The organism is Burkholderia sp. Z1 (assembly GCF_014893795.1).
In the GTDB taxonomy this organism is placed as follows: Bacteria; Pseudomonadota; Gammaproteobacteria; order Burkholderiales; family Burkholderiaceae; genus Burkholderia; species Burkholderia theae.
This window is the reverse complement of the sequence record NZ_JACFYL010000001.1, coordinates 2,019,870-2,044,895: the sequence shown is the minus strand read 5'-3', so window position 1 is coordinate 2,044,895 and position 25,026 is coordinate 2,019,870. Positions and strand designations below refer to the sequence as shown.

Genomic DNA, 25,026 nt, shown 5'->3' with positions numbered 1-25,026 from the left:
CGCCTGGCGCCACGACGGCGCAGCTTGCAGGATCTTCTACAGCACGAACACCCAGCGGGACGCGGCGGGCACGCGGCGTCCGGCACAGGCTTCGACCGCGCGCGGGTGTCACGCCCGCACGCTTCCGGACAGACTGACCATGACACTGTTGAAATGGCGATGGACACGTGAGCCGCGCCCGACGCGCCCGACGCGCCCGACGCGCACGCACGCACGAATGCGCAACGGCACGCGTGCCGCGCTGCTCGCCTGCGCGGCGCTGCTCGTGTCGGGCGGCGCCATGCCACGGGCCGCGCTCGCGGTGTCGGCGATCTCGCAATACGACCAGCCGAAGTATCGGCCGGATTTCACGCATTTCGACTATGCGGATGTGGATGCGCCGGACACCGGTACGCTCAATTTCGAAAACTACGACGAGCGGCAAAGCTACGATTCGCTGAACCCGTTCCTCGTGCGCGGCTCGCCCGCGCCGGACATCAAGAACCTGATGTTCGACACGCTGATGCAGCGCAGCTGGGACGAACTCGCATCCGAATACGCGTTGATTGCCGACGACGTCGAGATCGCGCCCGACGGGACGTCCGCGACGTTCCACATCAACCCGGCCGCGCGCTTCTCGAACGGCGACGCGATCACCGCGGCCGACGTCAAGTATTCGTTCGACACGCTGACGAGCCCGCAGGCATCGCCGATCTACAACGCGCAGTTTTCGATCATCAAGCGCGCGGTGGTGGTCGACAGCCATGCGGTCCGTTTCGAATTCAAGCACGCGGAGCGCGACGCGGCACTGATCGCGGGCGACCTGCCGGTGTTCTCGCCGAAATGGGGGCAACGCGCGGACGGCACGCGGCCGCCGTTCGACCAGATCGCGAACACACCGCCGATCGCGAGCGGCGCGTACCTGATCGAGCAGCGCAAGAACGACAAGCAGATCCGCTACGTGCGCAACCCGCACTACTGGGCCGCGAACCTGCCGTCGCGGCGCGGGATGTTCCGCTTCTCCCGCGTGTCGTTCAAGCTGTACCTGGACGAGTACACGGCGCTCGAAGCGTTCAAGGCCGGCGACATCGACGCGCGGATGGAATACAGCTCGACGCAATGGGCGCGCAAGTACGTCGGCAAGAATTTTCGCAACGGCCTGCTGAAGAAGGGCGAATTCCCGGACGGCCCCGCGCAGATGCAGGGGTTCCTGATCAACATGCGCAAGCCGATGTTCCAGGACGTGCGCGTGCGGCGCGCGCTCGCGCTGGCGTTCGACTTCGACTGGATGAGCCGGATGATGTTCTACGGGCAATATCGCCGCACCAGCAGCTTCTGGGAGGCGAGCCCGTTCGCGGCGTCCGGCATGCCGAGCGCGAAGGAGCTCGCGCTGCTCGAACCGTACCGGTCGACGCTGCCGCCCGAGGTGTTCGGCCCGATGGTCAGCCAGCCGTCGACGCTGCCGCCCGGTTCGCTGCGCGCGAACCTGAAGGAAGCGCGCGACCTGCTTGCGCAGGCCGGCTGGCACTATCGCGACGACGCGCTGCGCGACGCGAACGGCACGCCGATGACGATCGAGATCATCGACGATCAGCCCGGCATGGACCGCCTGATCCTGCCGTACACGCAGGCGCTCGCGACGCTCGGCATCCATGCGTACCTGCACGAGATCGACAGCGCCCTCTACCTGAAGCGGCTCGACAATTTCGAGTACGACATGACGACGTACATCTACCTGCCCGTGACGATCCCGGGTGCGGAGCTGACACGCCGTTTCGGCAGCGCGGCCGCGTCGGAGCCGGGCTCCGAGAATTATCCGGGCGTGAAGTCGAAGGCGGTCGATGCGCTGATCCGCGCGGCGCTCGCGGCCAACACGCTCGACGATCTCGAAACGGCCACGCACGCGCTCGACCGCGTGCTGATCAACCTGTACGCACTGATCCCGCAGTACTACCTGCCGAACGCGCGGATCGGGTACAAGGCGACGCTCGGCCATCCGGCGGTCGTGCCGGACTCCTATCTGTACGAGGACTGGATCATCGATTACTGGTACGTGAAAAAGCCGGCGGCGCAACCCGCTCCGGCGGCCTGACGGGGAGCAACGATGCTGGCATACATAGTGAGGCGGCTGCTGCTGATGATCCCGACGCTGCTCGGGGTGGTGACGATCACGTTCGCGGTCACGCAGTTCGTGCCGGGCGGCCCGGTGGAGCAGGTGCTCGCGCAGTTGCGCCACGGCAGCGCACGCGGAGGCGAGGCGGGCGGAGGCGGGGGCGGCTACCACGGCAGCCAGGGTGTCGATCCGCAGCAGATCGAGCAGATCCGCAAGCAGTTCGGCTTCGACAAGCCGCCGCTTGAACGCTACGTGCTGATGCTGAAAAGCTATGCGACGTTTGACCTCGGCCAGTCCTACTTCGCGCACCGCAGCGTGTGGGCCGTGATCCGCTCGAAGCTGCCGGTGTCGATCACGCTCGGGCTGTGGACGGTGATCCTCACGTATCTCGTGTCGGTGCCGCTCGGCATCGCGAAGGCGGTGCGCAACGGCTCGCGCTTCGACACCGTGACGAGTGTGCTGGTGTTGACCGGCTACGCGGTGCCGGGTTTCGTGCTCGGCGTGCTGCTGCTGATGCTGTTCGGCGGTGGCACGTTCTGGCAGGTGTTTCCGATGCGCGGGCTCACGTCGGACAACTTCGACGACCTGACGCTGATCGGCAAGACGCTCGACTATCTGTGGCACATCGTGATGCCGGTGACGGCGGCGGTGATCGGCAATTTCGCGATCGTCACGATCCTGACGAAGAACACGTTCCTCGAGGAAATCGGCCGGCAGTACGTGCTGACCGCGCGCGCGAAGGGGGCGCCGGAGCGCGACGTGCTGTGGAAACACGTGCTGCGCAATGCGGCGATCCCGCTGCTCACCGGGCTGCCGGCGGCGTTCGTCGGCGCGTTCCTGAACGGCAACCTGCTGATCGAGACGCTGTTCTCGCTCGACGGGATGGGGCAACTGTCGTACGACTCGGTGATCCGCCGCGACTATCCGGTCGTGCTCGGCTCGCTGTTCCTGTTCACCCTGATCGGTCTGCTGACCAAGCTCATCGCGGATATCTGCTATGTCGTCGTCGACCCCCGTATCCAGTTCAGCCGCCTGGACCACTGATTCCCCGTGCGCGTGCGCGCCGTCGCCGTCGCCGTGGCGACGTACGTGGCAGCGCTTTCGCGCGCAGCCGCTCGGTTATGCGAGCCTCGTGATCTTCGCGGCGCTGTTCGCGCTCAGCCTGTGTGCCGACGTGCTGTCGAACGACCGGCCGCTGCTCGTGCGCTACGACGGGCACTATTATTTTCCGATCGCGAAGGACTATCCGGAAACCGAGTTCGGCGGCGATTTTCCCGCGAAGACGAACTACCTCGATCCGTACATCCGCGCGAAGCTCGAGACGCACGGCAATTTCGCGATCTATCCGCCGAACCGCTACCGCTACGACACGATCGACTACTTCGCGTCGCGGCCGTATCCGGCGCCGCCGTCGGCGAGCAACTGGCTCGGCACCGACCAGTTCGGGCGCGACGTGCTCGCGCGGCTGCTGTACGGGTTCCGGCTGTCGGTGCTGATGGCGTTCGCGCTGACCGTGTCGGGGGTGCTGGTCGGCGTGCTGACCGGCGCGCTGCAGGGCTTCTACGGCGGCCGCACCGACCTGTTCGGGCAGCGCCTGATCGAGATCTGGAGCGCGCTGCCCGACCTGTATCTGCTGATCATCTTCGCGTCGTTGTTCACGCCGTCGCTGTGGCTGCTGTTCATCCTGCTGTCGATGTTCGGCTGGCTCGTGCTGTCCGATTACGTACGCGCCGAATTCCTGCGCAACCGCACGCTCGATTACGTCAAAGCGGCACGCACGATGGGGCTGACGAATGCGCAGATCATGTGGCGCCACGTGCTGCCGAACAGCCTCACGCCGGTGATCACGTTCCTGCCGTTCCGGATGAGCGCCGCGATCCTGTCGCTGACGAGCCTCGATTTCCTGGGGCTCGGCGTGCAGCCGCCGACGCCGAGCCTCGGCGAGTTGCTGCAGGAGGGGAAGAACTACCTCGACGCATGGTGGATCTCGGTCTCCGCGTTCGCGGTGCTGGTGGTGACGCTGCTGCTGCTGACCTTCATGGGCGACGCGCTGCGCAACGCGCTCGACACCCGTGCGCGCGGCTCGGCGTTCGGCGGGGGGCGATGATGACGAACGCGTTGTTGCAGATCGACGGGTTTTCAGCCCGCTTCGGCGCGAAGGCGGCGGTGCAGGACCTGAGCCTGTCGGTCGGTCGCGGCGAGCGCGTGGCGCTCGTCGGCGAATCGGGCTCGGGCAAGAGCGTGACGGCGCTGTCGATCCTGCGGCTCGCGCAGCAGGCGACGCTGTCGGGACGGATGCTGTTCGACGGCGAGGATCTGCTCGCGAAGACAGAGCAGCAGATGCGCGGCATTCGCGGTGCCGACATCGCGATGGTGTTCCAGGAACCGATGACCGCGCTGAATCCGCTGTACACGATCGGTAAGCAGATCGCCGAGAGCCTGCGGCTGCACGAAGGATTGAGCCCGGGCGACGCGCGAGAGCGGGGAATCGCGTTGCTGCGGCGCACCGGTATCCCCGAGCCGGAGCGGCGTATCGACAGCTTTCCGCACCAGTTGTCGGGCGGGCAGCGCCAGCGCGCGATGATCGCGATGGCGCTCGCGTGCCGGCCGCGCTTGTTGCTCGCGGACGAGCCGACGACGGCGCTCGACGTGACGGTGCGCCAGCAGATCGTCGACCTGCTGATCGAGTTGCAGGAGCAGGAGGCCGCCGCGCGCGGGATGGCCGTGCTGCTGATCACGCACGACCTGAATCTCGTGCGGCGCTTTGCGCAGCGCGTGGCCGTGATGGAGCAGGGCGTGCTGGTGGAGACGAACACGACCGGTGCGCTGTTCGCCGCGCCGCAGCACGCGTACACGCGCCGGCTGCTCGACAGCGCACCGCAGCGGGACGTCGAACCGGTCGCGGCCGGCGCGCAGACGATCCTCGACGTGCAGGATCTCGCCGTCGACTACCGCATCGCGGCGAAGGGCTGGCGCGGTGTGCTCGGCAAGACGACGTTCCGGGCCGTGCACGACGTGAAGCTGAACCTGAGGCGCGGCGAAACGCTCGGGATCGTCGGCGAGTCGGGGTCGGGGAAATCGACGCTGGCCGCGACGGTGCTCGGCCTGCAGCGGCCGGCGGCCGGCTCGATCGCGATCGACGGCATGCCGCTCGACACGCTGCGCACGACGGGCGGCCGGCGCGCGCTGTACGGCAGGATGCAGGTCGTGTTCCAGGACCCGTTCGGTTCGCTGTCGCCGCGGATGACGGTCGAGCAGATCGTCGGCGAGGGGCTCGCGGTGCACCGTCCACAGGTGGCCGGGGCCGCGCGTCGTGCACGCGTCGCCGCGCTGCTGCAGGAGGTCGGGTTGCCGGCCGAATCGATGCTGCGCTATCCGCACGAATTCTCCGGCGGTCAGCGGCAGCGGATCGCGATCGCGCGCGCGCTGGCGGTCGAGCCGGAACTGCTGGTGCTGGACGAACCGACGAGCGCGCTCGACGTGTCGATCCAGAAGCAGGTACTGAATCTGCTGACGAATCTGCAAAAGAAGTACAAACTGAGCTACCTGTTCATCACGCACGATCTCGCGGTGATGCGTGCGATGGCCCACCGGGTCGTCGTGATGAAAGCGGGGCGCGTGGTCGAGGAGGGCGATACGCTCGACGTGCTGCATGCGCCCACCCATCCGTATACCCGCGCGCTGCTGGCGTCGTCGATGCTGGCGCCGGAGCGCGGCCCGCAAGAGAGAACCGATGATTGACGTGAACCGGGCGAAGCGCGCCCAGGTCGCCCGCGCGCGGCGCGGCAGTGCCGATTTCGTTGCTGTTGCCCAAGCCGTCCGGCGGTCCCGCGCCGGAACGCCGGCGGTTCGCTGACGCGTGCCCATGCCGTCGTTTTTCATCGATCGTCCCGTCTTTGCGTGGATCGTCGCGCTCGCGATCGTCGTCGCGGGCGTGCTCGCGATTCCGCAGCTTCCGATCGCGCAATATCCGCGCCTCGCCCCGCCGCGGGTCGTGATCACCGCCGCGTATCCGGGCGCGTCGACCGAGACGGTCGACGGCGACGTCGGCAGCATCATCGAGGAAAGCCTCGACGGCGCCGACGGGCTTCTGTACTACGAGACGAGCAGCGACGGTCACGGCAACCTCGAGATCGACGTGACGTTTTCGCCCGGCACCGATCCGGACATCGCGCTCGTCGACGTGAACAACCGGCTGAAGCAGGTCGAGTCGCGGTTGCCGCAGCAGGTCGTCCAGCAGGGGATCGGCGTGTTCAAGGCGGCAAACACGTTCCTGATGCTCGTCACACTGACGTCGACCGACGGCACGCGCGATTCCGCGCAGCTCGGCGATTACCTGAACCGCTACGTGCTGCGCGAACTGAAGCGCGCGCCGGGCGTCGGCGCAGCCGAACTGTGGGACGCCGACGAGGCGCTGCGGGTCTGGCTCGATCCGCACAAGCTGCGCGAATACGGGGTCGGCGCCGACGACGTGATCGCGGCGATCGGTACGCAGAACGCGACGGTGACGGCCGGCGCGATCGGCGATGCGCCGTTCCCGGGCGGCCAGCAGCTCACCGCGTCGATCGTCGTCAAGGGGCAGCTCGCATCGCCGGACGAGTTCGGCCGGATCGTGCTGAAGTCGAAGACGGACGGTTCGGCGGTGCGCGTCGCCGACGTCGCGCGGGTCGAGATCGGCCGCGACGACTACTCGTTCTATTCGCGGCTGAACGGCCGGCCGGCGGCGACCGTCGGCATCCAGCTCGGCCCGCGCGGCAACGCGCTCGAAACGTCGAACGCGATTCGTGCGCGGCTCGCCGAGCTGTCGAGGACGTTGCCGCCGGGCGTCGCGATCGAGATTCCGTTCGACGGCGCGCATTTCGTGAAGATCGCGATCCGCGAAGTCGTGCTGACGCTCATCGAGGCGGTCGTGCTGGTGTTCTGCGTGATGTGGCTGTTCCTGCGCGACCTGCGCTACACGCTGGTGCCGACCGTCGTGATTCCCGTCACGCTGATGGGCGCGTTCGTCGCGATGTGGGCGTTCGGGCTTTCGATCAACGTGTTTACGATGTTCGGCCTCGTGCTGGCGATCGGCATCCTCGTCGACGATGCGATCGTCGTCGTCGAGAGCGTGCACCGGGTGATGGAGGAGGGCGTGTCGCCGCGCGACGCCACGCGCCGCGCGATGAAGCGGATCGGCGGGGCGATCGTCGGCGTGACCGCGGTGCTGACCGCCGTGTTCGTGCCGATGGCGTTCTTTCCGGGCACCGTCGGCGGCATCTACCGGCAGTTCGCGGTGGCGATGATCGCGTCGATGCTGGTGTCGTCGTTCATGGCGCTGTCGCTCACGCCCGCGCTGTGCGCGAACCTGCTGAAGCCGGTCACGCGACACGATGGCGCAACCGGCCGTGCGCGGCGACGCGGGATCGGCGCGCGCCTGGCCGACCGGTTCGGTGCGGCGTTCACGCGCGCCGAAACCGGTTATCGCCGCATCGCCGTGTTCGCCGTGCGCCGCACCGGCATGGTCGTGGCGGTCTACGTGGCGCTCGTGATCGTCTGCGGGCTGCTGTACTGGATGATGCCGGGCGGCTTCCTGCCGACCGAGGACCAGGGGCAACTGCAGGTGATGATCCAGTTGCCGGCCGGTGCCACGCAGGCGCGCACGCTCGCGGTCGTCGAGCGCGTCGAGGCGGTGCTGCATGCGGAGCCGGCGATCGCGAACGTGACGAGCGTGATCGGCTGGAGTTTCGCGGGCAGCGGGCAGAACGTCGGGATGGCGTTCGTGGAGCTGAAGGACTGGGCGAAACGCGACGTCGACGCGATGGTGTTGCGCGACCGGCTCAACCAGCGTTTCGGTGCGATTCTCGACGGCGACGTCGAAGCGTCGCTGCCGCCGTCGGTGCGCGGCATCGGGCATTCCGACGGATTCACGTTCCGGCTCGAGGATCGGGGCGGCGTCGGGCTCGACGCGTTGAAGGCGGCTCGCGAGCAGCTTTCCGAACGCGCGAAGGCCGATCCGTTGCTCGCCGCCGTGCATTTCGAAGACCTGCCGGACGCGCCGCGTATCGAGCTCGATGTCGATCGCGCGAAGGCGTATGCGCTCGGCGTACCGTTCGAGCGAATCGCTGGGTTGCTGGGCGGCACGTTCGGCTCGAACTACATCAACGATTTTCCGGCGTCAGGGCGGATGCGGCGCGTGATCATCGAGGCCGACCCGACCGCACGCGCGACCGATGCGCAGCTGATGGCGCTGACGGTGCCGAACCGTACCGGCGACATGGTGCCGCTATCGGCGATCGCCGCGCCGCACTGGACGATCGGCCCGGTGATGCTGAATCGCTACAACGGTTATCCGTCGCTCGACATCAGCGGCCGGCCGGCGACCGGTACGAGTTCGGGCGCGGCGATGGCGGAGATGGAGCGGCTTGCCGGCGCGCTGCCGGCCGGGATCGGCTTCGACTGGGTCGACGCGGCGCGTGAGGAGCAGGTTGCCGCACGGCAAACGCCGCTGCTCGTCGGGCTGTCGGTGCTGGCGGTGTTCATGGCGCTGGCCGCGCTGTATGAAAGCTGGACGATTCCGCTGTCCGTGCTGACGATCGTGCCGCTCGGCATGATCGGCGCGATTGCGGCGGCGCTCGCGCGTGACATGCCGAACGACGTGTATTTCAAGGTCGGGATGATTACCGTGGTCGGATTGGCGGCGAAGAACGCGATCCTGATCGTGCAGTACGCGCGCGATCTGGCCGGGCGCGGCGTGCCGCTGCGGCAGGCGGTGATCGACGCGGCTGCCGCGCGGTTCCGGCCGATCGTGATGACGTCGATGGCGTTTTTGCTCGGGGTCGTGCCGCTCGTGCTGGCGACGGGCGCGGGTGCGGAAAGCCGGCGGTCGATCGGGACCGGCGCGTTCGGGGGCGTGCTCGCCGCGACGATGTTCGGGCTCGTGTTCGCGCCGGTGGCGTTTCGGGTGGTGGCGTCCGTCGGCCGGCGTGGCAAGCATGTTGCGACGACGCGGCGGGAAGCGCGGCGGGCGGAAACGGTTGGGGATCTGGAGATTGATTGACGGTCGCGGAGGGTTGTTGGCGACGGAATCAGGGGTTGGGAGACGTGAATATCGTATTTGACATAATCAACATTATCGATAGTTTGTGTTGTAGTGGCTAGATTGAAATGTCCGCTTTTGGCTACATAGAAATGTCCGCTTTCGTGCCACGTAAGCTGTCCGGCCGCCGGGTGTCCGGCGCCGGAGGCTGCGATGGCTGCAACGGAGCGGATCACGATGACGATGCGCGAGCTGGACAGGTTCAAGGTCATTCAAGACGTGGCGGACGGCAAGCTCAAGCCATGGCGTGCAGCGGAACGGCTGGAATTGACGACACGACAGATTCGCCGACTGGTCGCCCGGCTGCGTGAGCACGGTCCGGCGGGTTTGGTGTCGGGACACCGCGCGAAGCCCGGCAACCGCCGTCTGGACCCAGGAGACGCCGACCGGGCGCTGTCGATCATCCGAGATCGCTACGCCGATTTCGGACCGACACTGGCCTGCGAGAAGCTGTGGGAATGCCACGGTATCCGGCTGGCCAAGGAAACGGTCAGGACGCTGATGACGGAGGCTGGGCTCTGGATTCCGCGTCGGCAGCGTCCGCCGAAGGTTTATCAGCCGCGAGCGCGCCGGGCCTGCCTGGGTGAATTGATCCAGATCGATGGCAGCGACCATCGGTGGTTCGAGGAACGGGCGCCGGCCTGCACGCTGTTGGTGTACGTCGACGACGCGACGAGCCGATTGATGATGCTGCACTTCACGCAAACCGAATCGACCTTCAGCTACTTCGAAGCGACGCGCGCGTACATCGAACGGCACGGCAAACCTGGGGCGTTCTACAGCGACAAGGCCAGCGTGTTCCGCAACGTGAAGCCAGGCAAGACCGGTAACCGCGTGACACCGTTCGGCCGCGCGATGTACGAGTTGAACATCGACACGTTCTGCGCGAACAGCAGTTCAGCCAAGGGACGAGTCGAGCGCGCACATCTGACGTTGCAGGACCGATTGGTCAAGGAGATGCGATTGCGCGAAATCAACACGGTGGCCGACGCTAACGCTTACGCGCCCTCCTTCATGGCCGTCTACAACGCGCGCTTCGCGAAACCGCCGAAGAGCGACTTCAACGCGCACCGGCCGCTGCGGCCCGACGAGAGCTTGGATCTGGTGTTGACGTGGCGCGAGCCGCGGAAAGTGACGAAGTCGCTCACGGTGCAGTACGACCGGGTGATGTACTTGTTGGAGGACACGCCGGAGAACCGGAAGCTGATCGACCGACAGATCGAGGTGTGGGAGTACCCGGATGGGCGGATCGAAATCCGGTCTGACGATCGCGTGTTGCGCTGCAGGCAGTACGACCGTTTGGCTGAAATCGATCAGGGTGCCATCGTCGAGCACAAGCGCTTGAGTCATGTGCTGCTGGTTGCGCAAGCCCTTCAGGCACAACGCGATAACAGTCGAATCGGTAAAGCGCCGTCACGCACACATCGCGGCGACTCGACCCGGACCGACCGAAACGAACCCCAAGTGGGCAAGAAGAAGCAACGCAAGATCACGCAGGCCGACGTCGAGCATGTGATCGTGGATCTGGCGCAACGTAAACAGACCGCAAAGCCATCAGACAAACCTGGCCGTCGGTCTGCAAAGGCTGGGGAAACAAACGTGAGCGCCCTGCCCGTTCAGGCGCCGACCTTCGACACTGCGTAACGCTCAAAACGAGGGAAAAACGCAGCAAAACCAACCCTAAAACCGGACATTTTTAAATAGCTGGAAGGTGGACATCTGAATCCGGGTATGACATGTGTGTAGGTCCCAAGTTCAGATGTCGCGTTTCCGCTAAATAAAAATGTCGCGTTTTGGGCCCCGGGAATGCAGTGATTCGCACCCGTGATCGGGCCCATCGGTAGCCGCGTGTTATTCGTCGGTAATCCGACTGGCGACATCGGCCGCGCCACCCTTGACTCTCAACGCATGCTCGGCGCCGAAGAAGATCTGGGTTTCGTCCGACTGGGCTTCGCGCACGAAAGTTACGCGCTCGGGATTGACGTAGACGGCATTGCCATTCACGTCTTCAAAATGCACAAACTTGGTTGCCATAGGTCTTTCGCTGTCGTTATGTGATTGGCAGCGCGAGCCGCTGCCGGACGAAAAACACTATCAGAGGAGGTGCGATTTCACAATCGGGAATCCGGTTTTGCCGGATTGGCTGCGCTCAAGCAGCCCGGGCTGGCGGAAGGCAGCCGGACTCGAACCGACTCGAGCGTGTCTGACACACCCAACCCGGATTCGAAGTCCAGCCGCACTAGTATGGATCGGGCCCGTTGACAGTGACTGCAGCCATGTCTGTCAGCTTTCGAGTCCGAATGCCCCCTCCTCGCCTCGATCAAATCGCCACTTCAGGCGGCGCCTGACGAAACAGCCGCGTAATCCAGCACAGATACACCAGCCCGAGCGCGAACCACACGACGCCGAGCACGAGCGCAGTTTTCTCGAGGCTGACGAGCAGCCAGATATCGGACACCGCGCCGATCACCGGAAACACGATGCCGCCGAACACGCCGATCCTGCGGTCGCCGTGATTGCCCGACAGGTACAGCCGAATCACGCACAGATTGACGGCCGTAAAGGCGAGGAACGCGCCGAAATTGATGAACGAAGTCGACGTGGCGACATCCAGCTTCAGCGCGATCAATCCGACGACGCCGGCAAGCGCGATGTTGATCGCCGGTGTCTTGAAGCGCGGATGAATGAAACCGAAGATGCGCTTCGGCAGGATTTCATCGCGACCCATCGCATAGAGCAGCCGGCCGACGCTCGCCTGAGCCGAGATGCCCGACGCGAACTGCGCGAGGATCAGGCCCGCGAGGAACACGGTCACGAACAGATCGCCGCCGATCATCTTCGCGACTTCGAACGCGGCCGAATCCGTATCCTTGAACTCGACGCCGGGGTGTGCGAGCTGCATCGTGTACGCCGCGATCACGAAGATCGCGCCACCGATCAGCGCAATCAGCAGGATCGCGCGCGGCATGTTCTTTTTCGGATCGATCGTCTCTTCGGTCAGCGTCGAGACGGCATCGAAACCGAGATACGAATACGCGGCGATCGCGGCACCGGCCATCGTCGCGCCGAACGGCACGTGCGGCTTGAAGAACGGCTCGGCCATCGCGATACCGCCCGCGCCTGCCGCCGCCGACGCGTAGTGCCAGCACAGCACGACGAACATCGCGACGATCGCCAGTTGCACGACCATCAGCACGATATTGAAGCGCGCGGCCAGTTCGATGCCGACGATGTTCAGGCCGCTCGTCAACACGATGAATGCAACGATCCAGATCCAGGTCGGCACATGCGGAAATGCCGCGTTCAGATACGCGGCGCCGATCAACCAGATCACCATCGGCAGGAAGAAATAGTCGAGCAGCGTCGCCCACCCGATCATGAAACCTACATGCGGGTTGAAGGTCTTGCGCGTGTACGTATAGGCGGAGCCTGCGGCGGGATAGAGCCGCGCGAGCTTGCCGTAGCTGAGCGCGGTGAACGCGATCGCGATCAGTGCGAGCAGATACGCCAGCGCCGCCGTATCGTCGCTGGCCTTGGCGAGCACGCCGTAGGTGCCGTAGACGATCAGCGGAGCCATATAGGCGAGGCCGAACAGCAGCACGGACGGCAGTCCGAGCGTGCGCTTCAGGCGCACGGGTTCATGGGATGACGACGCTTGCATGTTATCTCCTGGGCCTGCGGGGGCCGATACGAATGCCTTGGTGCCACCCGGCCGGCATTTCAATGGAATGGGCGGGCATGCGCGGCGCGTGGCGCCCGCGCGATGCCATGGAGGGACAGTGAAACCGGATTACTCGGTGCGGTGACGGCGCGCGTCGATCATGAGCGCGCGATGCCCGTTCGACTGTTCGACAGGCGCGAGACCGAGCGCCACGCGTGCGTCGTGCAGATAGCTGTAGTGTTCGCGGCTCGCTTCGAGACGCGTCAGATCGAGGTTCGCCTGCACGACCGCCTCGTCCCGGCCCAGCTCGACGGTGGTGTCGCCGAACGGATCGACGAGCGCGGACAGGCCGGCGAACGTCAGGTTGTCGTCGCCGGAACCGCAGCGGTTCACCATCAGCGCGAACATCTGGTTCTCCATCGCGCGTGCCGCGATCGCGCGGCGATGCACGGGGCCGAACGGGTCCATGTTGCCGTTGGTGACGATCAGCAGATCGGCGTCGAGCGCACCGACGGCGCGCGCCGTCTCGGGGAATTCGATGTCGTAGCAGATCAGCAGGCCCACCGTCAGGCCGTTCCAGATGCAGGTCGCGAAGCGGTCTCCCGGCGTGAAGACGCCGACATCCGAGGCCCACAGATGCGTCTTGCGATACCGCAGCACGATGTCGCCCTGCTCGTCGACGAGCACCGTGGTGTTGTAGAACTGTCCGCCGTCGCGTTCCGCGACGCCGACCGCGACGGCGACGCCCTTCTGCCGTGCCGCGTCGCGTACCGCCGACAACGCGAGACCGTCGAGCGTCTGCGCGATATCGGCGACGTTTTCCCGGGTCGGGAACCCCGACAGCGTCGTTTCGGGGAACACGATCAGCTTCGTGCCGCCTGCCACGTCGACGCGCTCGATCGTCTCGATCACCTTGCGCGTGTTATGCGCGACGTCGCCGTCGATCAGCGCGAGTTGCGCAAGTGCTACCTGCATGAAGTCGTCTCCCTCCATTAACCTTTCAACGATGTGTCGCAGGCGTTGGCACGTCCCGTACGACGCTTCGGCAAGCGAACCAGCGCATGACCCGCTGCCTTTCGAAGTGAGGCCGATTATCGGGGTATTATTTTTGACCTGAAATTCCCCGCCAGGGTTACCCTCACCGGAGGACACGATGGACTTCGAATGGCGAGATCTCGCTTTTCATCGGGAGATTGGTTCGGCCATCGACGCCCTCGATGGCCCGCATTTCTGGGCGCGCCTCACGCGCGTGCTCGAGCGGCATCTCGGTTTCGACAACTGGGTCGCGCTGCGTTTCGCACGCGATGGCGCGCCGCTCGTGCTCGCCGAACAGGCGATGCCCGACGGCAAGATCGACCTGATGTTCCAGGACTATCTGGCCGCGCTCTATCAGCTCGATCCGTTCTATCTCGCCGCGTTCGAAACGCAGGCGTCGGGCTTCTACACGCTGGCCGACGTCGCGCCGGACAACTTCCGGATGACCGAGTACTACCAGCGCTACTTCAAGAAAAACATCGTCGGCGACGAAGTGCATTTCAACGTCGTGATCGACCGCGATCACACGCTGGGTTTTTCGCTCGGCAAAACGAGCAAGTACGACGAACGCGAGATGGCATTGCTCACGCTGTACTCGCCGTGGGTGCTGTCGTTGATGCAGCAGCGCATGCGCTTCGAGAAGTTCGCGGTGAAAGAAGCGCCGGGTACCACCGAAGGCGAAGCGCCCGACCTGCATGCGCGCTTCGGCATGCTGACCGGAAAGAACGGGCGCGGCGCGTTGACGACGCGCGAAATCGAAGTGGCGATGCTGTCCTTGAGTGGCTACTCGTCGCGCGCGATCGGGGAGAAACTGTCGATCTCGTTCGAGACTGTGCGCGCGCACAAAAAACACATCTACGCGAAGCTGGGCGTCGGCTCGCAGTCCGAACTGTTTGCGATGTTCTACGACCCGGGTAGAACGGGCGAGCCCGCGTGACATGCGTGACTCGCGTCCAGATCGAGCCGCAGATTCGTCACGAACGCGGCCCCCGGCTCGCGAGACAGCGTGAATCCGAGCGATCGCGCGAGGCCGGTCATCGCATCGTTCTCGCTCAACGTCGAGCCGACCATGCGCTTCATGCCCGACCGTCTCGCCAGATCGATCAGGCTCGACAGCAGCGCACGGCCGAGTCCTTGCCGTTGCCACGCATCGTCGATCACGATCGCGCACTCGACGACATCGGATTCTCCGTCGTTCATCGCGTAACGCGCGACGCCGATCAACCGCTCGCGGCCGCCGGGCCGGATCGTCGCGATCACCGCGCCTTCCCGCCGGCGATCGATGCGGGTCCATCGAACCATCTCGTCCTCGGTCGGCTTGCGCGCCGACATCAGCCGCATATAGCGGCTCTGGCTCGACAGCCGGTCGACCAGGTCGCGTTCGATATCGAGATCGCGGTGCTCGATCGCGCGCAGGAGTACCGGCGTTTTGTCCCGCGCATTCCAGAGGTGCCGGATGCTGAGGGCCGGTGCGTCCGGCATTGCGTCGCGGGACGGGGCTTGTTCGATCTCGATCGTATCCATCCATGCCTCCGCAGGGTTGGCGCGCTGCCCGCCGTGTGTCGGGATTCCTTTCGGCACGGAAAGCAAACCGCTTTCGGCTGGCGCTTCATCATGCACTCAGTCTAGCGATACGCCCGCCTCTCCCCCAGGTGTACCGGATCAAAGCGGTTTTCCAATCGCATCAATAATGCCGGCCGGCAGGTGGCGTGAGCACGACCGCTCGTCGGCACCGTGCGGCCCCGTCACGCGGGGCCTGCTCCCCATTCGTCGCCGCTTGCGGCACCCGCATCCCGCCGCGCCGATTATTGACCGATCCGGAATGCCGCATTCATCGCCACCCTCTTTCGCCGCGTCGGAACGTTTCATACAGTGGTATCAAGCCCGGACGACAACGCATCAGCGACGCTGCCGGGATCTTCCCTCCAGCGCATCGGATATGTCCATGGAACAGCCGCTTTTCTACTTCGACGATTTCTCGGTCGGCGACACCTTCGTCGGCGACTCGGTCGAGGTCACCGAGGCCGACATCAAGCGCTTCGCCGCGGAATTCGATCCGCAGCCGTTCCATCTCGATGACGAAGCCGCGCGCGGCACGATGTTCGGCGGCCTGGCCGCCAGCGGCTGGCATACCGCGGCGATCACGATGCGGCTGCTCGTTGTGAGCGGGCCGAAGCTGGCGAACGGAATACTCGGCGCCGGCGCCGACGTCGAATGGAAACGGCCGACGCGCGCCGGCGACGTGCTGCGCGTCGAGAGCGAAGTCGTAGAGCTGACGCCGTCCCGGTCGCGCCCGCAGTACGGCGTGCTGACACTGCGAACCAGGACGGTCAATCAGCGCGGCGAAGTCGTGCAGATTCTGACCGCCAGGCTGATGGTCGAGCGTCGCGCCGCGTGACGCGCCCTGCCCTGCACCGCTCAACTAGCGGCGCGTAGCCGGATTGCGGTTTAATGGCGACTCCACTCTCGACCGGAGTCGCGCACATGGACCGCATCGCTGCGATGAATGCCTTCGTCCGCGTCGTGGAGGCCGGAACCTTCACGAAAGCGGCCGATACGCTCGACATGCCGAATGCGACGCTGACGCGGTTGATCCAGAAACTCGAGGAAGACCTGCAGGTGCGCCTGCTGCATCGCACCACGCGATCGGTGACGGTCACGCCCGAAGGGGCGATCTACTACGAGCGCGTCGTGCGGCTGCTCGCCGATCTCGCGGAAATCGAATCGTCGACGACCCATGCGCGTGCGAAGCCGTCCGGCAAGATTCGCGTGGATACGGCCGCGGCGATCGGCACGCTCGTTCTCGTGCCCGCGCTCGCGGCATTCTATGACGCCTACCCCGACGTCGAGATCGAACTCGATATCGGCAACAAGCGTACCGACCTGATCGCCGAAGGGATCGACTGCGCGATACGCGCGGGCGAAGTCGACGAGCAGTCGCTGGTCGCACGGCAGATCGGCAGCTTCGGCTTCACGACCTGCGCGACGCCTGCGTTTCTCGACACGCACGGCACGCCTGCATCGCCGGATGCACTGCGCGATTTTCCGACGCTCGGCATGATTCCTTCCCGCGGCGGCCGTTCGCTGCCATTTCAGTTCTCGGAAGACGGCAAAAGAAACGATCTCGCATTGAATCATCGGCTCGTCGTGAACGATACGAATGCCTACCTGGCCGCGGGCCATGCGAACCTCGGCATCATCCAGGCGCCGTCCTATTCGGTCCGCGCTGCCATCGCCGCCGGCACGCTCGTGCCGATCCTCGAAGACTGGACGCCCCATGCGAATCCGGTCTACGTGATCTATGCGCCCAACCGCTACCTGAGCGCGAAAGTGCGGGTGTTCATCGACTGGGTCATCGCGCTGTTCGAGCGCGACGAACACCTCAGGCGCCGCTGACGCCGCAAACGCGGAGGGTTAGCCGTTCGCGGATTCGGCTTCCGCGTCGTCCGCACCACGTATTTCGCGCACGAGCCGTTCGATGCCGGCGTCATGGAGGCCAAGGCGCGCCAACGCCTGCACGGTCGAATCGAAGTAGTCGCGCGACGTGCCGAGCGGGCCGTGGCCGGTACGGATCAGGTGTGCGACACGGTCGGGCGCGTATCCGCCGAGGTAACGGTCGTGCGACCGGTTGACGACGAACGTCAGCGCGCGGATCGCCCGGCCGTCGACCTTCGCCGTGATCCAGCGCGGCTGGTATGAATCGGCGAGCATTTCACGCCGCCACAGCAAACGCAATTCGGCTTCGACTTTGGCCGCGTCGATCCGGTACAGCACGCCGTCGCACCTGCCGCCGCGGTCGAGCGCGAGCATCGCGCCCGGCTGCTGGGGCGTGCCGCGCGCAATGATGAGGCGCAGGCAGAACGCGCGGTGCCAGCCGTCGACGCGCGCAACCGACGAGCCGGCCATATCGAGCGCCGGATTCCACATCAGCGAACCGTATGCGAATACGTGGAGATCGCGCCCGGATGGGTGGCGCTCGAGCGTGGCCCGCAACGTGCGTTCGAGTTCCGCATCGCTTCGCACCGTCATGCCGGCCGGCGGATCCGCGCGCAGCGCGTGCAGCAGCGTGCCTCGCGCCAGACGCTCGCGCGTCATCTCGTAGTCGGAGTCGGTGGTGCGTCGATCGTCGGACATGGCCGGATGCGATTGCGCGTCGTGGTGATGAAACGACTGTAGATTGCGCTGCCGGTGCGGGGAAGCCGAGCGCGAACAATGCGCTTTTGTCGCGAATGAAAAAGCGAACGCGATGTGGGCGACACGCGATCAAAAGCCCTTTTCGTCGGGCAGCACGATCGCTCCGGCATTTTTGTTCCAACTGGAACGTTGAATTGGAGTGGCGGCCATTTATCGCAACGTCGTTCGATCCTAAGCTCCGCTCAACGACTGAAACACAGGTCGCTTCGCCCAATATTCCGGAGGTGGTCATCATGAAATCGCTGATTCGCACACTCGTCGTTGTATCCGCACTCGCCGCGCCGGCAGTCGTTTTCGCGCAGGAAGCCCAGCCGCTGACGCGCGCGCAGGTTCGCGCCGAACTCGTCGAGCTCGAGCACGCCGGTTACAACCCGATGGACTACTACTACGCGGAAAGCCTTCAGGCCGCCGAAGCGAAGGTTGCACGCCAGCATGAACGTGACGCGCAGACCGAATCCGGCAGCAAGCAGGTCATGTTCCAGGCGGAAGCGCATTCGCCGCTGAACGTCACGCGCAAATGAAGTGTCGCGGTGCACGGGAACCGGCTTCCCGTGCACCAGCCGCTACGCCCATTGCGCTTACCTCAACGCGCGACGGAGCACTTTCCCGACCGGTGACTTCGGCAACGCGTCGATAAATTCGAACTGTCGAGGCACCTTGTACGCGGTCAGGTGCTCGCGGGCGAATCGCTGCAGAACGTCTGCGGTGAGTTCGCGCCGCCGCGACACCACGAACACCTTGAGCGCTTCACCCGTCCTTTCGTCCGGAATGCCGATACACGCGCACTCGACAACTGCGTCGTGCAGGCTGATGACGGCCTCGATCTCGTTCGGGTAGACGTTGAATCCGGACACCAGCACGACGTCCTTCTTGCGATCGACGATCGACAGGAATCCGTCCTTGTCGAGCATGCCGATATCGCCGGTTCGAAGATAACCGTCGGCGGTAAAGGTATCGCGGGTTTCCTCGGGCCGGTTCCAGTAGCCGCTCATGACCTGCGGGCCTTTTACCGTGATTTCGCCCGGTGTACCAAGCGGCGTCTCGTCCCCCTGTTCGTCCAGCAGCTTGATGTCGGTCGACGGAAACGGCACGCCGACGCTATCCCGGCGCGCGAATGCATGAGGCGGCGTGGCACAGACGCTGGGCGAGGCCTCGGTCAACCCGTAGGCACTGAGAAGATGGCAGCCGGTCAGTTCGAGCCACCTTCTCGCGACGCTCGCCTCCACCTGCGCGCCGGCGCCGATCGTTTGCCGGAGGCAACTGAAATCCAGCGCACGAAACGGCTCGTGTTCGAGCAGCGCATTGAACAACGTGTTGACGCCAAGCAGAAACGTAAAGCGATGAGCGCGGAACGCGTCCGCGAAATGTTCGAGATCGCGCGGGTTCGGGATCAGCACGTTCTTGCATGTCATCGCCACCGAAAAGAAGCAGCCGACGGCCAGCCCCATGATGTGATAGATCGGCAGGACGGTCACGAGACACTCGTCACCGCGCGTGAAATCGGCGCCGAACCAGTCGCACATGATCCGGGTGTTCGCGATGATGTTCCGGTGCGACAGAATGGCCGCCTTGTTTTTTCCCGTCGTGCCGCCCGTGTACTGCAAGAAGGCATTCATGTCCGGTGTCACGACCGGATCGCGATAGGCGACGGTGCGGCCTTTCAGGAGCGCGTCCTTGAACCGGCACCGCTCCCCTTGCGCCGGAAGCGCAGCGGTCGTGACCCCTTGCCGCGCCCACTGCGCAAACGACGGCATTTCGTCGGCCGCCGCGACGACGACCCGGCAGGGCCGCCCGTCGACGTCGGCCGGCACCACGTCCAGCGCCGATTCCGTCACGACGAGCAGGCTTGCGCCGCTATCCTGCAGATTGAACAGCACCTCGCGCGCCGTATAGAACGGATTCAGGTTCACGAGCGTGAGGCCCGCCCGCAGCGCGCCGAACACCACGACGGGATAATGAAGCAGGTTCGGCAGCATGATCGCGACACGGTCGCCGGCATGCAGCCCTTCGACGTCCAACAGGTAGCCGGCGAACGCGCGACTGAGCGTATCCAGCTCCCGATAACTCAGTGTCGAGCCCAGACATACCATTGCCGTCTCGTCGGGGCGCGCGTCGGCGGCCCGCGTGAGGAAATCGACCGCCGACCGATAGCCTTCGATGTCGATGTCCGCGGGAACACCTTCCTGGTACTGCCGCTGCCAGATTCTCTTCATGCTGCCTGCCCCCTGACTGGGTTCGTTCAATCGGCTGCGAGTGCGTCGCGCACGAAGTCGAGCCGGTCCTGCCCGAAGAACATGTGCTCGCCGACGAACATCGTTGGCGCGCCGAAGAGCCCTCTGGCAACCGCCGCCTCGGTATCCGCCTTCAGCTTGTCCTTGACCGACTGATCCTGGGTGATCTCGTAGAGCAGCCGAGGATCGAGATCGGCGTCTCGCAAGACCTTTTGCAACGTCTCCATGTCACCGAGGTTCTGCGGCGTTTCCCACATCGCCCGGAACATCGCGTCGACATATCGCTGGAACAACGCCTCGTCGCGCATCTGCGTGCCGGTGGCGCCGCGCATCAGGACCAGCGTGTTGATGGGGAAATACGGGTTGTATGCGAAGCGCACGCCGTACTTGCGCGCGAACCGTTCGAGATCCTTGCGCATCCACGCGGACTTGGCGGGGATCGTTGCCGGCGACGCATTGTTCGTCGCCTTGTGGATGCCGCCCAGCAGGACCGGCTTGAAGACGAGTTCCGCCTGATGGTCGGCGGCGATGCCGGGAAGCTGGGTCCACGCGAGGTAGGCCGTCGGGCTGCCGAAGTCGAAGTAGAAGTCGATGCGTTTGCTCATGGAGATTCCTTTTGGATTGCGGGCCGTCGAGACGGATGACTCACCACGTCTCGCGCCACGGCCGCAGATCCAGCTCGTGCGTCCACGCATCGCGAGGTTGGGTATGCAGATGCCAGTAGTTGTCGGCGATGTGATCCGGATTGAGGATGCCGTCTTCCGCCTTCGTCGCGTACCGCTCCGGGAAATTCTCGCGAATGAATTCGGTGTCGATCGCGCCGTCCACCACGACGTGCGCGACATGGATGTTCTTCTTTCCCAGTTCGCGCGCCATGCTCTGGGCCAGTGCGCGCAGTGCATGCTTGGCGCCGGCAAACGCGGCGAAATTGGCGGACCCGCGAATGGCGGCGGTCGCGCCGGTGAAGATGATGGTTCCCCGCTCTCGCCCGACCATGCGCTTCGCCACTTCCCGGCCGAACAGGAAGCCGCTGAAGCAGGCCATTTCCCAGATCTTGTAGTACTTGCGCGCGGTTTCCTCGAGGATGCTGCACGGTACGTTCGCACCGATGTTGAAGACCATCGCCTCGATCGGGCCGATCTCCTGTTCGATCCGCGACACCACATCGATCACGTCTTCCTCCTTGCGCGCATCGGCCCCGAAACCGACCGCCGCCCCGCCCTCGGCCTCGATTTGCCGGATCAACGGTTCGAGCTTGTCCGCTTGGCGACGCACCACGCAGGCCACCAGCCCTTCGCGCGCGAAGCGTCGCGCGATGGCGCCGCCGGTCGCATCGCCGGCGCCGATGACGAGCGCTGCCGGTCGACCCTTCACGATCTCATTGGCCATCTCTCCTCCTTCATTGATTAACGATCGTTTACTTATAGGGCACAGGTCCCGATCTGCCTAGTCATTGATTACCCTAGTACTGTCCGGATTTCGCGGAAAGGCGGTTGACGGCCTCCGGCGGCGCCAGGCGGGCGTGCTAACATCGATCGGCCCTTTTCCGCGTCAACCTTGGCGTTCGTGATCGCTGCGAGTCCAGGCTTGAATGGCCGGCAACGGACGGCTATTCTGAATTTGAATTTTTTGCCAACGATGGATCCCGGCGACCATGCGCTACTCAAGTACCCACAAGGAAGAAACCCGCCAGAAGCTGATCGCCCAGAGCCGAGCGATCGCGAAGCGCGGCGGTTTTGCGACAACGGGCATCGATGCGTTGATGGCGTCGATCGGGCTCACCGGCGGTGCCTTCTATACGCACTTCCCTTCGAAGCAGGCGCTGTTTGAAGCGCTCGTCAGCGAAGAGGTCGAGAAGAGCGCGGAGATGCTGGCCGGAGACGATGCGTCGCCGGCCGACCATGTCGCACGCTGTTTGCGAAACTACCTGAGTTCGGTTCATGCGTTGCACCCGGAGGACGGCTGCGTGTTGCCGACCCTCGGGCCGGAGATCGCACGCGCGGAACCGGAGGTTCGGGAAGTCGTGGAGCAGGCACTCAAGCGCACGCAAAAGAGCTGGAGCGGCCGCACGGGTGATGCCGATGCGGCATGGGCACTGATTGCCCAGTGCGTCGGCGCATTGGTGCTCGCACGCTCGGTGGAGTCGGAGCGCACGCGCAAGGAGATTCTTGCCGCCAGCCGGCGCTTTCTTGGCAAGGCGCTGGCGATCGATTCGCTGCGCTGAGCCGGGTCTTCACCTCTCGCCGGCGCTCGCGCTAGCGCTAGCGCTGCCAGCGCGCCGGCTCCAGCCAGATCGGAAACGACAGGATCACCGCGAGTCCGCGCCCGTCGATACCGTCCGCGACCTCGACCGACCCGCCGTGAGACTCGGCGATCCGCGCGACCAGCGACAGTCCGATGCCGCTGCCCGGCTGCACCGTACCGGGCACCCGGTAGAAGCGTTCGAAGATCCGCGCACGCTCGTCGACCGGCACGCCCGGCCCGTCGTCCGCGATACGCAGCCTGACCTGTGCGCCATCCGCATCGCCGCACTGATTACCGCGCATATTCCGCGCGGCGGCGCATCCGTGATCGAACTCGGTGCGGGCACCGGCGTGTTCACGCGCGCACTGCTCGCACGCGGCGTCGCGAGCGACAGGCTGGTGCTGGTGGAAGCCGATCCGGCTTTCGCGAACGCGCTGCGGCATCAGTTTCCCGCGTTGCGGATCATGCAGATGGATGCGGCCCAGCTCGGCATGACGGGGGATTTCTTCGGCGGGGAGCGCGCCCATGTTATTGTGAGCGGATTGCCACTCGTCGCGATGCCGGTCGAACAGGCCGTCGCGATCGTTCACTGCGCCTTCGCGCGCCACCTGGCTGCCGGTGGTGCGTTCTACCAATCACGTATGTGCCGCGCTGTCCGATCCCGGCGCGTTATCTGGAGGCCATGCGCATTCGCGCAGTCCGAGTCGGCATCGCGTGGATGAACTTCCCGCCCGCCTTCGTGTATCGCTTCGAACGTCGGTTCGATGCGGCCGGCCACCAGCGGCCTGGCACGCGGCCTCTGTCAGAGGTAGTCGCGCAAGCCACTTCTTCAACCAGCCTCGACACAACCCGATTCTCCCGTACACCATCACTCGACTCGAGCGGCGCCGGGCAGTCAACAGACGGAAGTCCATCATCATGAACGCTCTCGGGTACTGGCTGATGCTCGGCCTGCTACGGCTCCTGGCCATTCTTCCGTACGGGCTGGTCGCGCGAACCGGCAGCGGCATCGGCGCCGCGCTTTACCGCATACCGAGCCGACGCAAACACGTGGTGCACGTGAACCTGCAACTCTGCTTCCCGCTGAAGACCGACGCGGAACGCGACGTGCTCGCACGTGCCCATTTCGAACATGTCGTGCGGAGCTACCTGGAGCGCGGCTTCCAGTGGTTCGGCAGCGCGCGGTCGATCAATCGGCTGGTCGAACTGGACAGCCACATCGATCTCCACGATCCGGATGCGCCGCCGACGATCTTCATGGGTTTTCACTTCGTCGGCATCGAGGTGGGCTGCATGCTCTATTCGTCGTCGCTGCCCGTGGCGGCGCTCTACACGCGCATGTCGAACCGTCGCATGTGCGATCTCGCCAAACGTCAGCGCGGGCGCTTCGGGGCCGAGATGATCGAACGCAGCGCGAGTGCGAAACACCTCGTCAGGCTGCTGCGCGCGGGCACCCCGGTGATGCTCGCCGCGGACATGGATCACGGCACGACGGGTTCGGTGTTCGCGCCGCTGTTCGGCGTGCAGGCCTGCACGCTGACGTCGGTATCGCGGCTGGCGAAGCTGAGCGGCGCGCGGGTCGTGCCGTTCGTGACCGAAGTGCTGCCGGACTTCCGCGGCTACAAGCTGACCATCTTCGAGCCGCTCGGCAGTTATCCGACCGATAGCGACACGTTCGACGCGCGCACGATGAACTCGTTTCTCGAAACGCAGATCCTGCGATTTCCCGAGCAGTACTACTGGGTGCACCGACGCTTCAAGCATCGTCCGGCGGGCGAGCCAGGCGTTTATTGACGGCTCCATGAGCGGCACGGCCGGTGGCCGCGGCCGTTATGCGCCGCCGTTCGTGCCGACCAGCCCGGACGCCTGCAGGTCGCTCAGGTCGGGAACCGTCGACGAAAACGCAACCGACTGCATCGCACACTGTGCGAGACGCGCCAGTTGCGGGAAGGCATCGTCGTTGACCGCGTGCGGCATGACGACCGCAGCACTCTGAAACGCGATGACCGTCATGATGTCGGCTTGCGAAATGCGTGCGCCGAGCAACCACGGTGCAGCATGCGCTGCATTCAGCACGCCGAACCCGGCCTGCATCTGCTCCAGGTAGCCGGCCTGCAGATGTGGCAGCCGGTGAGACTCGGGGCGCAGCATCAGTTCGTCGCAATAGCGCGCCAGCTTGTCGTAACAAGCCGCCGCATAGCTGACGAGCTGCATCGCGCGCATCCGCTCCGGGCCGCCGGCAGGCATCAGGCGTTGCTCGGCCGGGACGAGGCTGTCGAGATAATCGACGATCGCGCCGCTGTCGATGAGCACCTGCCCGTCGTCCAGTTGCAGCGCGGGGACCCGCTTCATCGGGCTGAATGCCGCGACGCGCTCCGGTTGCTGGTAAGCGTGATAAGGCAGATGCTCGAACGGAATGTTCAGCAGATTCAAGGTCACGCCGACACGGCGCGTGTACCCGGACAACCATGGACCCACCAGTTTCATCGCG

The 25,026-nt window shown here is 65.1% G+C and carries 22 protein-coding genes and 1 pseudogene; 13 read left to right on the top strand and 10 right to left on the bottom strand.

The features are described 5' to 3' along the window. The first annotated feature begins 139 nt into the window (after positions 1-139). From H3H55_RS09425 to H3H55_RS09400, 6 genes are all read left to right on the top strand, one after another. Positions 140-2,071 carry an extracellular solute-binding protein gene (locus tag H3H55_RS09425; protein WP_413463959.1) on the top strand — a complete coding sequence of 644 codons (1,932 nt, stop codon included), beginning with the start codon at positions 140-142 and terminating at the stop codon, positions 2,069-2,071. 12 nt (positions 2,072-2,083) lie between these two features. Continuing rightward, complete coding sequence (locus H3H55_RS09420) at positions 2,084-3,136, top strand: microcin C ABC transporter permease YejB (RefSeq protein WP_048250978.1); 1,053 nt, start codon at positions 2,084-2,086, stop codon at positions 3,134-3,136. Next, positions 3,090-4,199, top strand: coding sequence for an ABC transporter permease (locus H3H55_RS09415; protein WP_193098424.1), 1,110 nt, complete (start codon positions 3,090-3,092; stop codon positions 4,197-4,199). Before H3H55_RS09420 ends, H3H55_RS09415 begins: the two co-directional genes overlap by 47 nt. Further along, complete coding sequence (locus tag H3H55_RS09410; protein WP_129514779.1) at positions 4,199-5,833, top strand: ABC transporter ATP-binding protein; 1,635 nt, start codon at positions 4,199-4,201, stop codon at positions 5,831-5,833. Before H3H55_RS09415 ends, H3H55_RS09410 begins: the two co-directional genes overlap by 1 nt. 124 nt (positions 5,834-5,957) lie before the next feature. Next, positions 5,958-9,131 (top strand): multidrug efflux RND transporter permease subunit, encoded by a 3,174-nt coding sequence (locus tag H3H55_RS09405; RefSeq protein ID WP_193098423.1) that lies wholly within the window; start codon positions 5,958-5,960, stop codon positions 9,129-9,131. A 192-nt stretch (positions 9,132-9,323) separates the two neighbouring features. Then, complete coding sequence (locus H3H55_RS09400) at positions 9,324-10,814, top strand: ISNCY family transposase (protein WP_193098422.1); 1,491 nt, start codon at positions 9,324-9,326, stop codon at positions 10,812-10,814. A gap of 207 nt (positions 10,815-11,021) precedes the next feature. On the opposite strand, the gene H3H55_RS09395 is transcribed toward H3H55_RS09400, so the two are convergent. The 3 genes from H3H55_RS09395 to H3H55_RS09385 all read right to left on the bottom strand — a co-directional run bounded on the left by H3H55_RS09395 (position 11,022) and on the right by H3H55_RS09385 (position 13,806). Then, positions 11,022-11,204, bottom strand: a complete 183-nt coding sequence (locus tag H3H55_RS09395; protein WP_129514631.1) for a hypothetical protein — start codon at positions 11,202-11,204, stop codon at positions 11,022-11,024. Between the two features lie 286 nt (positions 11,205-11,490). Continuing rightward, positions 11,491-12,831, bottom strand: coding sequence for an APC family permease (locus H3H55_RS09390; protein WP_129514630.1), 1,341 nt, complete (start codon positions 12,829-12,831; stop codon positions 11,491-11,493). A gap of 129 nt (positions 12,832-12,960) precedes the next feature. Beyond that, positions 12,961-13,806, bottom strand: a complete 846-nt coding sequence (locus tag H3H55_RS09385) for a carbon-nitrogen hydrolase family protein (RefSeq protein ID WP_193098421.1) — start codon at positions 13,804-13,806, stop codon at positions 12,961-12,963. 178 nt (positions 13,807-13,984) lie between these two features. On the opposite strand from H3H55_RS09385, the gene H3H55_RS09380 reads away from it, so the two are divergent. Further along, complete coding sequence (locus H3H55_RS09380) at positions 13,985-14,803, top strand: response regulator transcription factor (protein WP_193098420.1); 819 nt, start codon at positions 13,985-13,987, stop codon at positions 14,801-14,803. Here the strand turns inward: H3H55_RS09380 and H3H55_RS09375 are convergent. Beyond that, positions 14,770-15,390: a GNAT family N-acetyltransferase gene (locus H3H55_RS09375; RefSeq protein ID WP_193098419.1), complete on the bottom strand. Its 621-nt coding sequence runs from the start codon at positions 15,388-15,390 to the stop codon at positions 14,770-14,772. The two genes, H3H55_RS09380 and H3H55_RS09375, sit on opposite strands and share 34 nt — an antisense overlap. A gap of 421 nt (positions 15,391-15,811) precedes the next feature. Here H3H55_RS09375 and H3H55_RS09370 point away from each other — a divergent pair, with 421 nt between their 5' ends. Beyond that, the gene (locus H3H55_RS09370; RefSeq protein ID WP_193098418.1) at positions 15,812-16,264 is read left to right on the top strand and encodes a MaoC family dehydratase; all 453 of its coding nucleotides are present in this window, start codon (positions 15,812-15,814) and stop codon (positions 16,262-16,264) included. A gap of 86 nt (positions 16,265-16,350) precedes the next feature. After that, the gene (locus tag H3H55_RS09365) at positions 16,351-17,262 is read left to right on the top strand and encodes a LysR family transcriptional regulator (protein WP_048243160.1); all 912 of its coding nucleotides are present in this window, start codon (positions 16,351-16,353) and stop codon (positions 17,260-17,262) included. A gap of 18 nt (positions 17,263-17,280) precedes the next feature. On the opposite strand, the gene H3H55_RS09360 is transcribed toward H3H55_RS09365, so the two are convergent. Beyond that, positions 17,281-18,000 (bottom strand): gamma-glutamylcyclotransferase, encoded by a 720-nt coding sequence (locus H3H55_RS09360; RefSeq protein WP_193098417.1) that lies wholly within the window; start codon positions 17,998-18,000, stop codon positions 17,281-17,283. Positions 18,001-18,293: 293 nt separating this feature from the next. On the opposite strand from H3H55_RS09360, the gene H3H55_RS09355 reads away from it, so the two are divergent. Beyond that, positions 18,294-18,581: a DUF4148 domain-containing protein gene (locus H3H55_RS09355; protein ID WP_193098416.1), complete on the top strand. Its 288-nt coding sequence runs from the start codon at positions 18,294-18,296 to the stop codon at positions 18,579-18,581. Positions 18,582-18,638: 57 nt separating this feature from the next. Here the strand turns inward: H3H55_RS09355 and H3H55_RS09350 are convergent, their stop codons facing one another. The 3 genes from H3H55_RS09350 to H3H55_RS09340 are packed head-to-tail and all read right to left on the bottom strand — an operon-like array spanning position 18,639 to position 21,680. Beyond that, complete coding sequence (locus tag H3H55_RS09350) at positions 18,639-20,273, bottom strand: AMP-binding protein (RefSeq protein WP_193098415.1); 1,635 nt, start codon at positions 20,271-20,273, stop codon at positions 18,639-18,641. Between the two features lie 26 nt (positions 20,274-20,299). Then, positions 20,300-20,896 carry a 2-hydroxychromene-2-carboxylate isomerase gene (locus H3H55_RS09345; protein WP_193098414.1) on the bottom strand — a complete coding sequence of 199 codons (597 nt, stop codon included), beginning with the start codon at positions 20,894-20,896 and terminating at the stop codon, positions 20,300-20,302. A 40-nt stretch (positions 20,897-20,936) separates the two neighbouring features. Next, positions 20,937-21,680 carry an SDR family oxidoreductase gene (locus H3H55_RS09340; protein ID WP_048243164.1) on the bottom strand — a complete coding sequence of 248 codons (744 nt, stop codon included), beginning with the start codon at positions 21,678-21,680 and terminating at the stop codon, positions 20,937-20,939. Between the two features lie 265 nt (positions 21,681-21,945). On the opposite strand from H3H55_RS09340, the gene H3H55_RS09335 reads away from it, so the two are divergent. After that, positions 21,946-22,515: a TetR/AcrR family transcriptional regulator gene (locus H3H55_RS09335; RefSeq protein ID WP_129514619.1), complete on the top strand. Its 570-nt coding sequence runs from the start codon at positions 21,946-21,948 to the stop codon at positions 22,513-22,515. Positions 22,516-22,552: 37 nt separating this feature from the next. Here H3H55_RS09335 and H3H55_RS09330 read toward each other — a convergent pair whose 3' ends face one another. After that, entirely contained in the window at positions 22,553-22,837 is a 285-nt protein-coding gene (locus tag H3H55_RS09330; RefSeq protein ID WP_226799995.1) for an ATP-binding protein, read from the bottom strand. Between H3H55_RS09330 and H3H55_RS09325 the strand changes: the two are divergent. After that, positions 22,814-23,457: pseudogene (locus H3H55_RS09325) on the top strand (class I SAM-dependent methyltransferase); the annotation flags it as partial. The gene H3H55_RS09330 and the pseudogene H3H55_RS09325 sit on opposite strands and share 24 nt — an antisense overlap. After that, entirely contained in the window at positions 23,454-24,329 is an 876-nt protein-coding gene (locus H3H55_RS09320) for a lipid A biosynthesis lauroyl acyltransferase (RefSeq protein ID WP_193098413.1), read from the top strand. The pseudogene H3H55_RS09325 and the gene H3H55_RS09320, both read left to right, overlap by 4 nt. A gap of 36 nt (positions 24,330-24,365) precedes the next feature. Here the strand turns inward: H3H55_RS09320 and H3H55_RS09315 are convergent, their stop codons facing one another. Next, on the bottom strand, positions 24,366-25,022 hold the full coding sequence (locus H3H55_RS09315; RefSeq protein WP_193098412.1) for a glutathione S-transferase family protein: 657 nt from the start codon (positions 25,020-25,022) through the stop codon (positions 24,366-24,368). Positions 25,023-25,026 lie beyond the last annotated feature (4 nt).

Coding starts and splice junctions, on each gene's coding strand:
- H3H55_RS09400 (WP_193098422.1), top strand. CDS start 9,324: ATGGCTGCAACGGAGCGGATCACGATGACGATGCGCGAGCTGGACAGG.
- H3H55_RS09350 (WP_193098415.1), bottom strand. CDS start 20,273: ATGAAGAGAATCTGGCAGCGGCAGTACCAGGAAGGTGTTCCCGCGGAC.
- H3H55_RS09415 (WP_193098424.1), top strand. CDS start 3,090: ATGTCGTCGTCGACCCCCGTATCCAGTTCAGCCGCCTGGACCACTGAT.
- H3H55_RS09340 (WP_048243164.1), bottom strand. CDS start 21,680: ATGGCCAATGAGATCGTGAAGGGTCGACCGGCAGCGCTCGTCATCGGC.
- H3H55_RS09335 (WP_129514619.1), top strand. CDS start 21,946: ATGCGCTACTCAAGTACCCACAAGGAAGAAACCCGCCAGAAGCTGATC.
- H3H55_RS09395 (WP_129514631.1), bottom strand. CDS start 11,204: ATGGCAACCAAGTTTGTGCATTTTGAAGACGTGAATGGCAATGCCGTC.
- H3H55_RS09320 (WP_193098413.1), top strand. CDS start 23,454: ATGAACGCTCTCGGGTACTGGCTGATGCTCGGCCTGCTACGGCTCCTG.
- H3H55_RS09355 (WP_193098416.1), top strand. CDS start 18,294: ATGAAATCGCTGATTCGCACACTCGTCGTTGTATCCGCACTCGCCGCG.
- H3H55_RS09405 (WP_193098423.1), top strand. CDS start 5,958: ATGCCGTCGTTTTTCATCGATCGTCCCGTCTTTGCGTGGATCGTCGCG.
- H3H55_RS09365 (WP_048243160.1), top strand. CDS start 16,351: ATGGACCGCATCGCTGCGATGAATGCCTTCGTCCGCGTCGTGGAGGCC.
- H3H55_RS09390 (WP_129514630.1), bottom strand. CDS start 12,831: ATGCAAGCGTCGTCATCCCATGAACCCGTGCGCCTGAAGCGCACGCTC.
- H3H55_RS09370 (WP_193098418.1), top strand. CDS start 15,812: ATGGAACAGCCGCTTTTCTACTTCGACGATTTCTCGGTCGGCGACACC.
- H3H55_RS09385 (WP_193098421.1), bottom strand. CDS start 13,806: ATGCAGGTAGCACTTGCGCAACTCGCGCTGATCGACGGCGACGTCGCG.
- H3H55_RS09375 (WP_193098419.1), bottom strand. CDS start 15,390: ATGGATACGATCGAGATCGAACAAGCCCCGTCCCGCGACGCAATGCCG.
- H3H55_RS09345 (WP_193098414.1), bottom strand. CDS start 20,896: ATGAGCAAACGCATCGACTTCTACTTCGACTTCGGCAGCCCGACGGCC.
- H3H55_RS09380 (WP_193098420.1), top strand. CDS start 13,985: ATGGACTTCGAATGGCGAGATCTCGCTTTTCATCGGGAGATTGGTTCG.
- H3H55_RS09315 (WP_193098412.1), bottom strand. CDS start 25,022: ATGAAACTGGTGGGTCCATGGTTGTCCGGGTACACGCGCCGTGTCGGC.
- H3H55_RS09420 (WP_048250978.1), top strand. CDS start 2,084: ATGCTGGCATACATAGTGAGGCGGCTGCTGCTGATGATCCCGACGCTG.
- H3H55_RS09425 (WP_413463959.1), top strand. CDS start 140: ATGACACTGTTGAAATGGCGATGGACACGTGAGCCGCGCCCGACGCGC.
- H3H55_RS09410 (WP_129514779.1), top strand. CDS start 4,199: ATGACGAACGCGTTGTTGCAGATCGACGGGTTTTCAGCCCGCTTCGGC.
- H3H55_RS09360 (WP_193098417.1), bottom strand. CDS start 18,000: ATGTCCGACGATCGACGCACCACCGACTCCGACTACGAGATGACGCGC.
- H3H55_RS09330 (WP_226799995.1), bottom strand. CDS start 22,837: ATGCGCGGTAATCAGTGCGGCGATGCGGATGGCGCACAGGTCAGGCTG.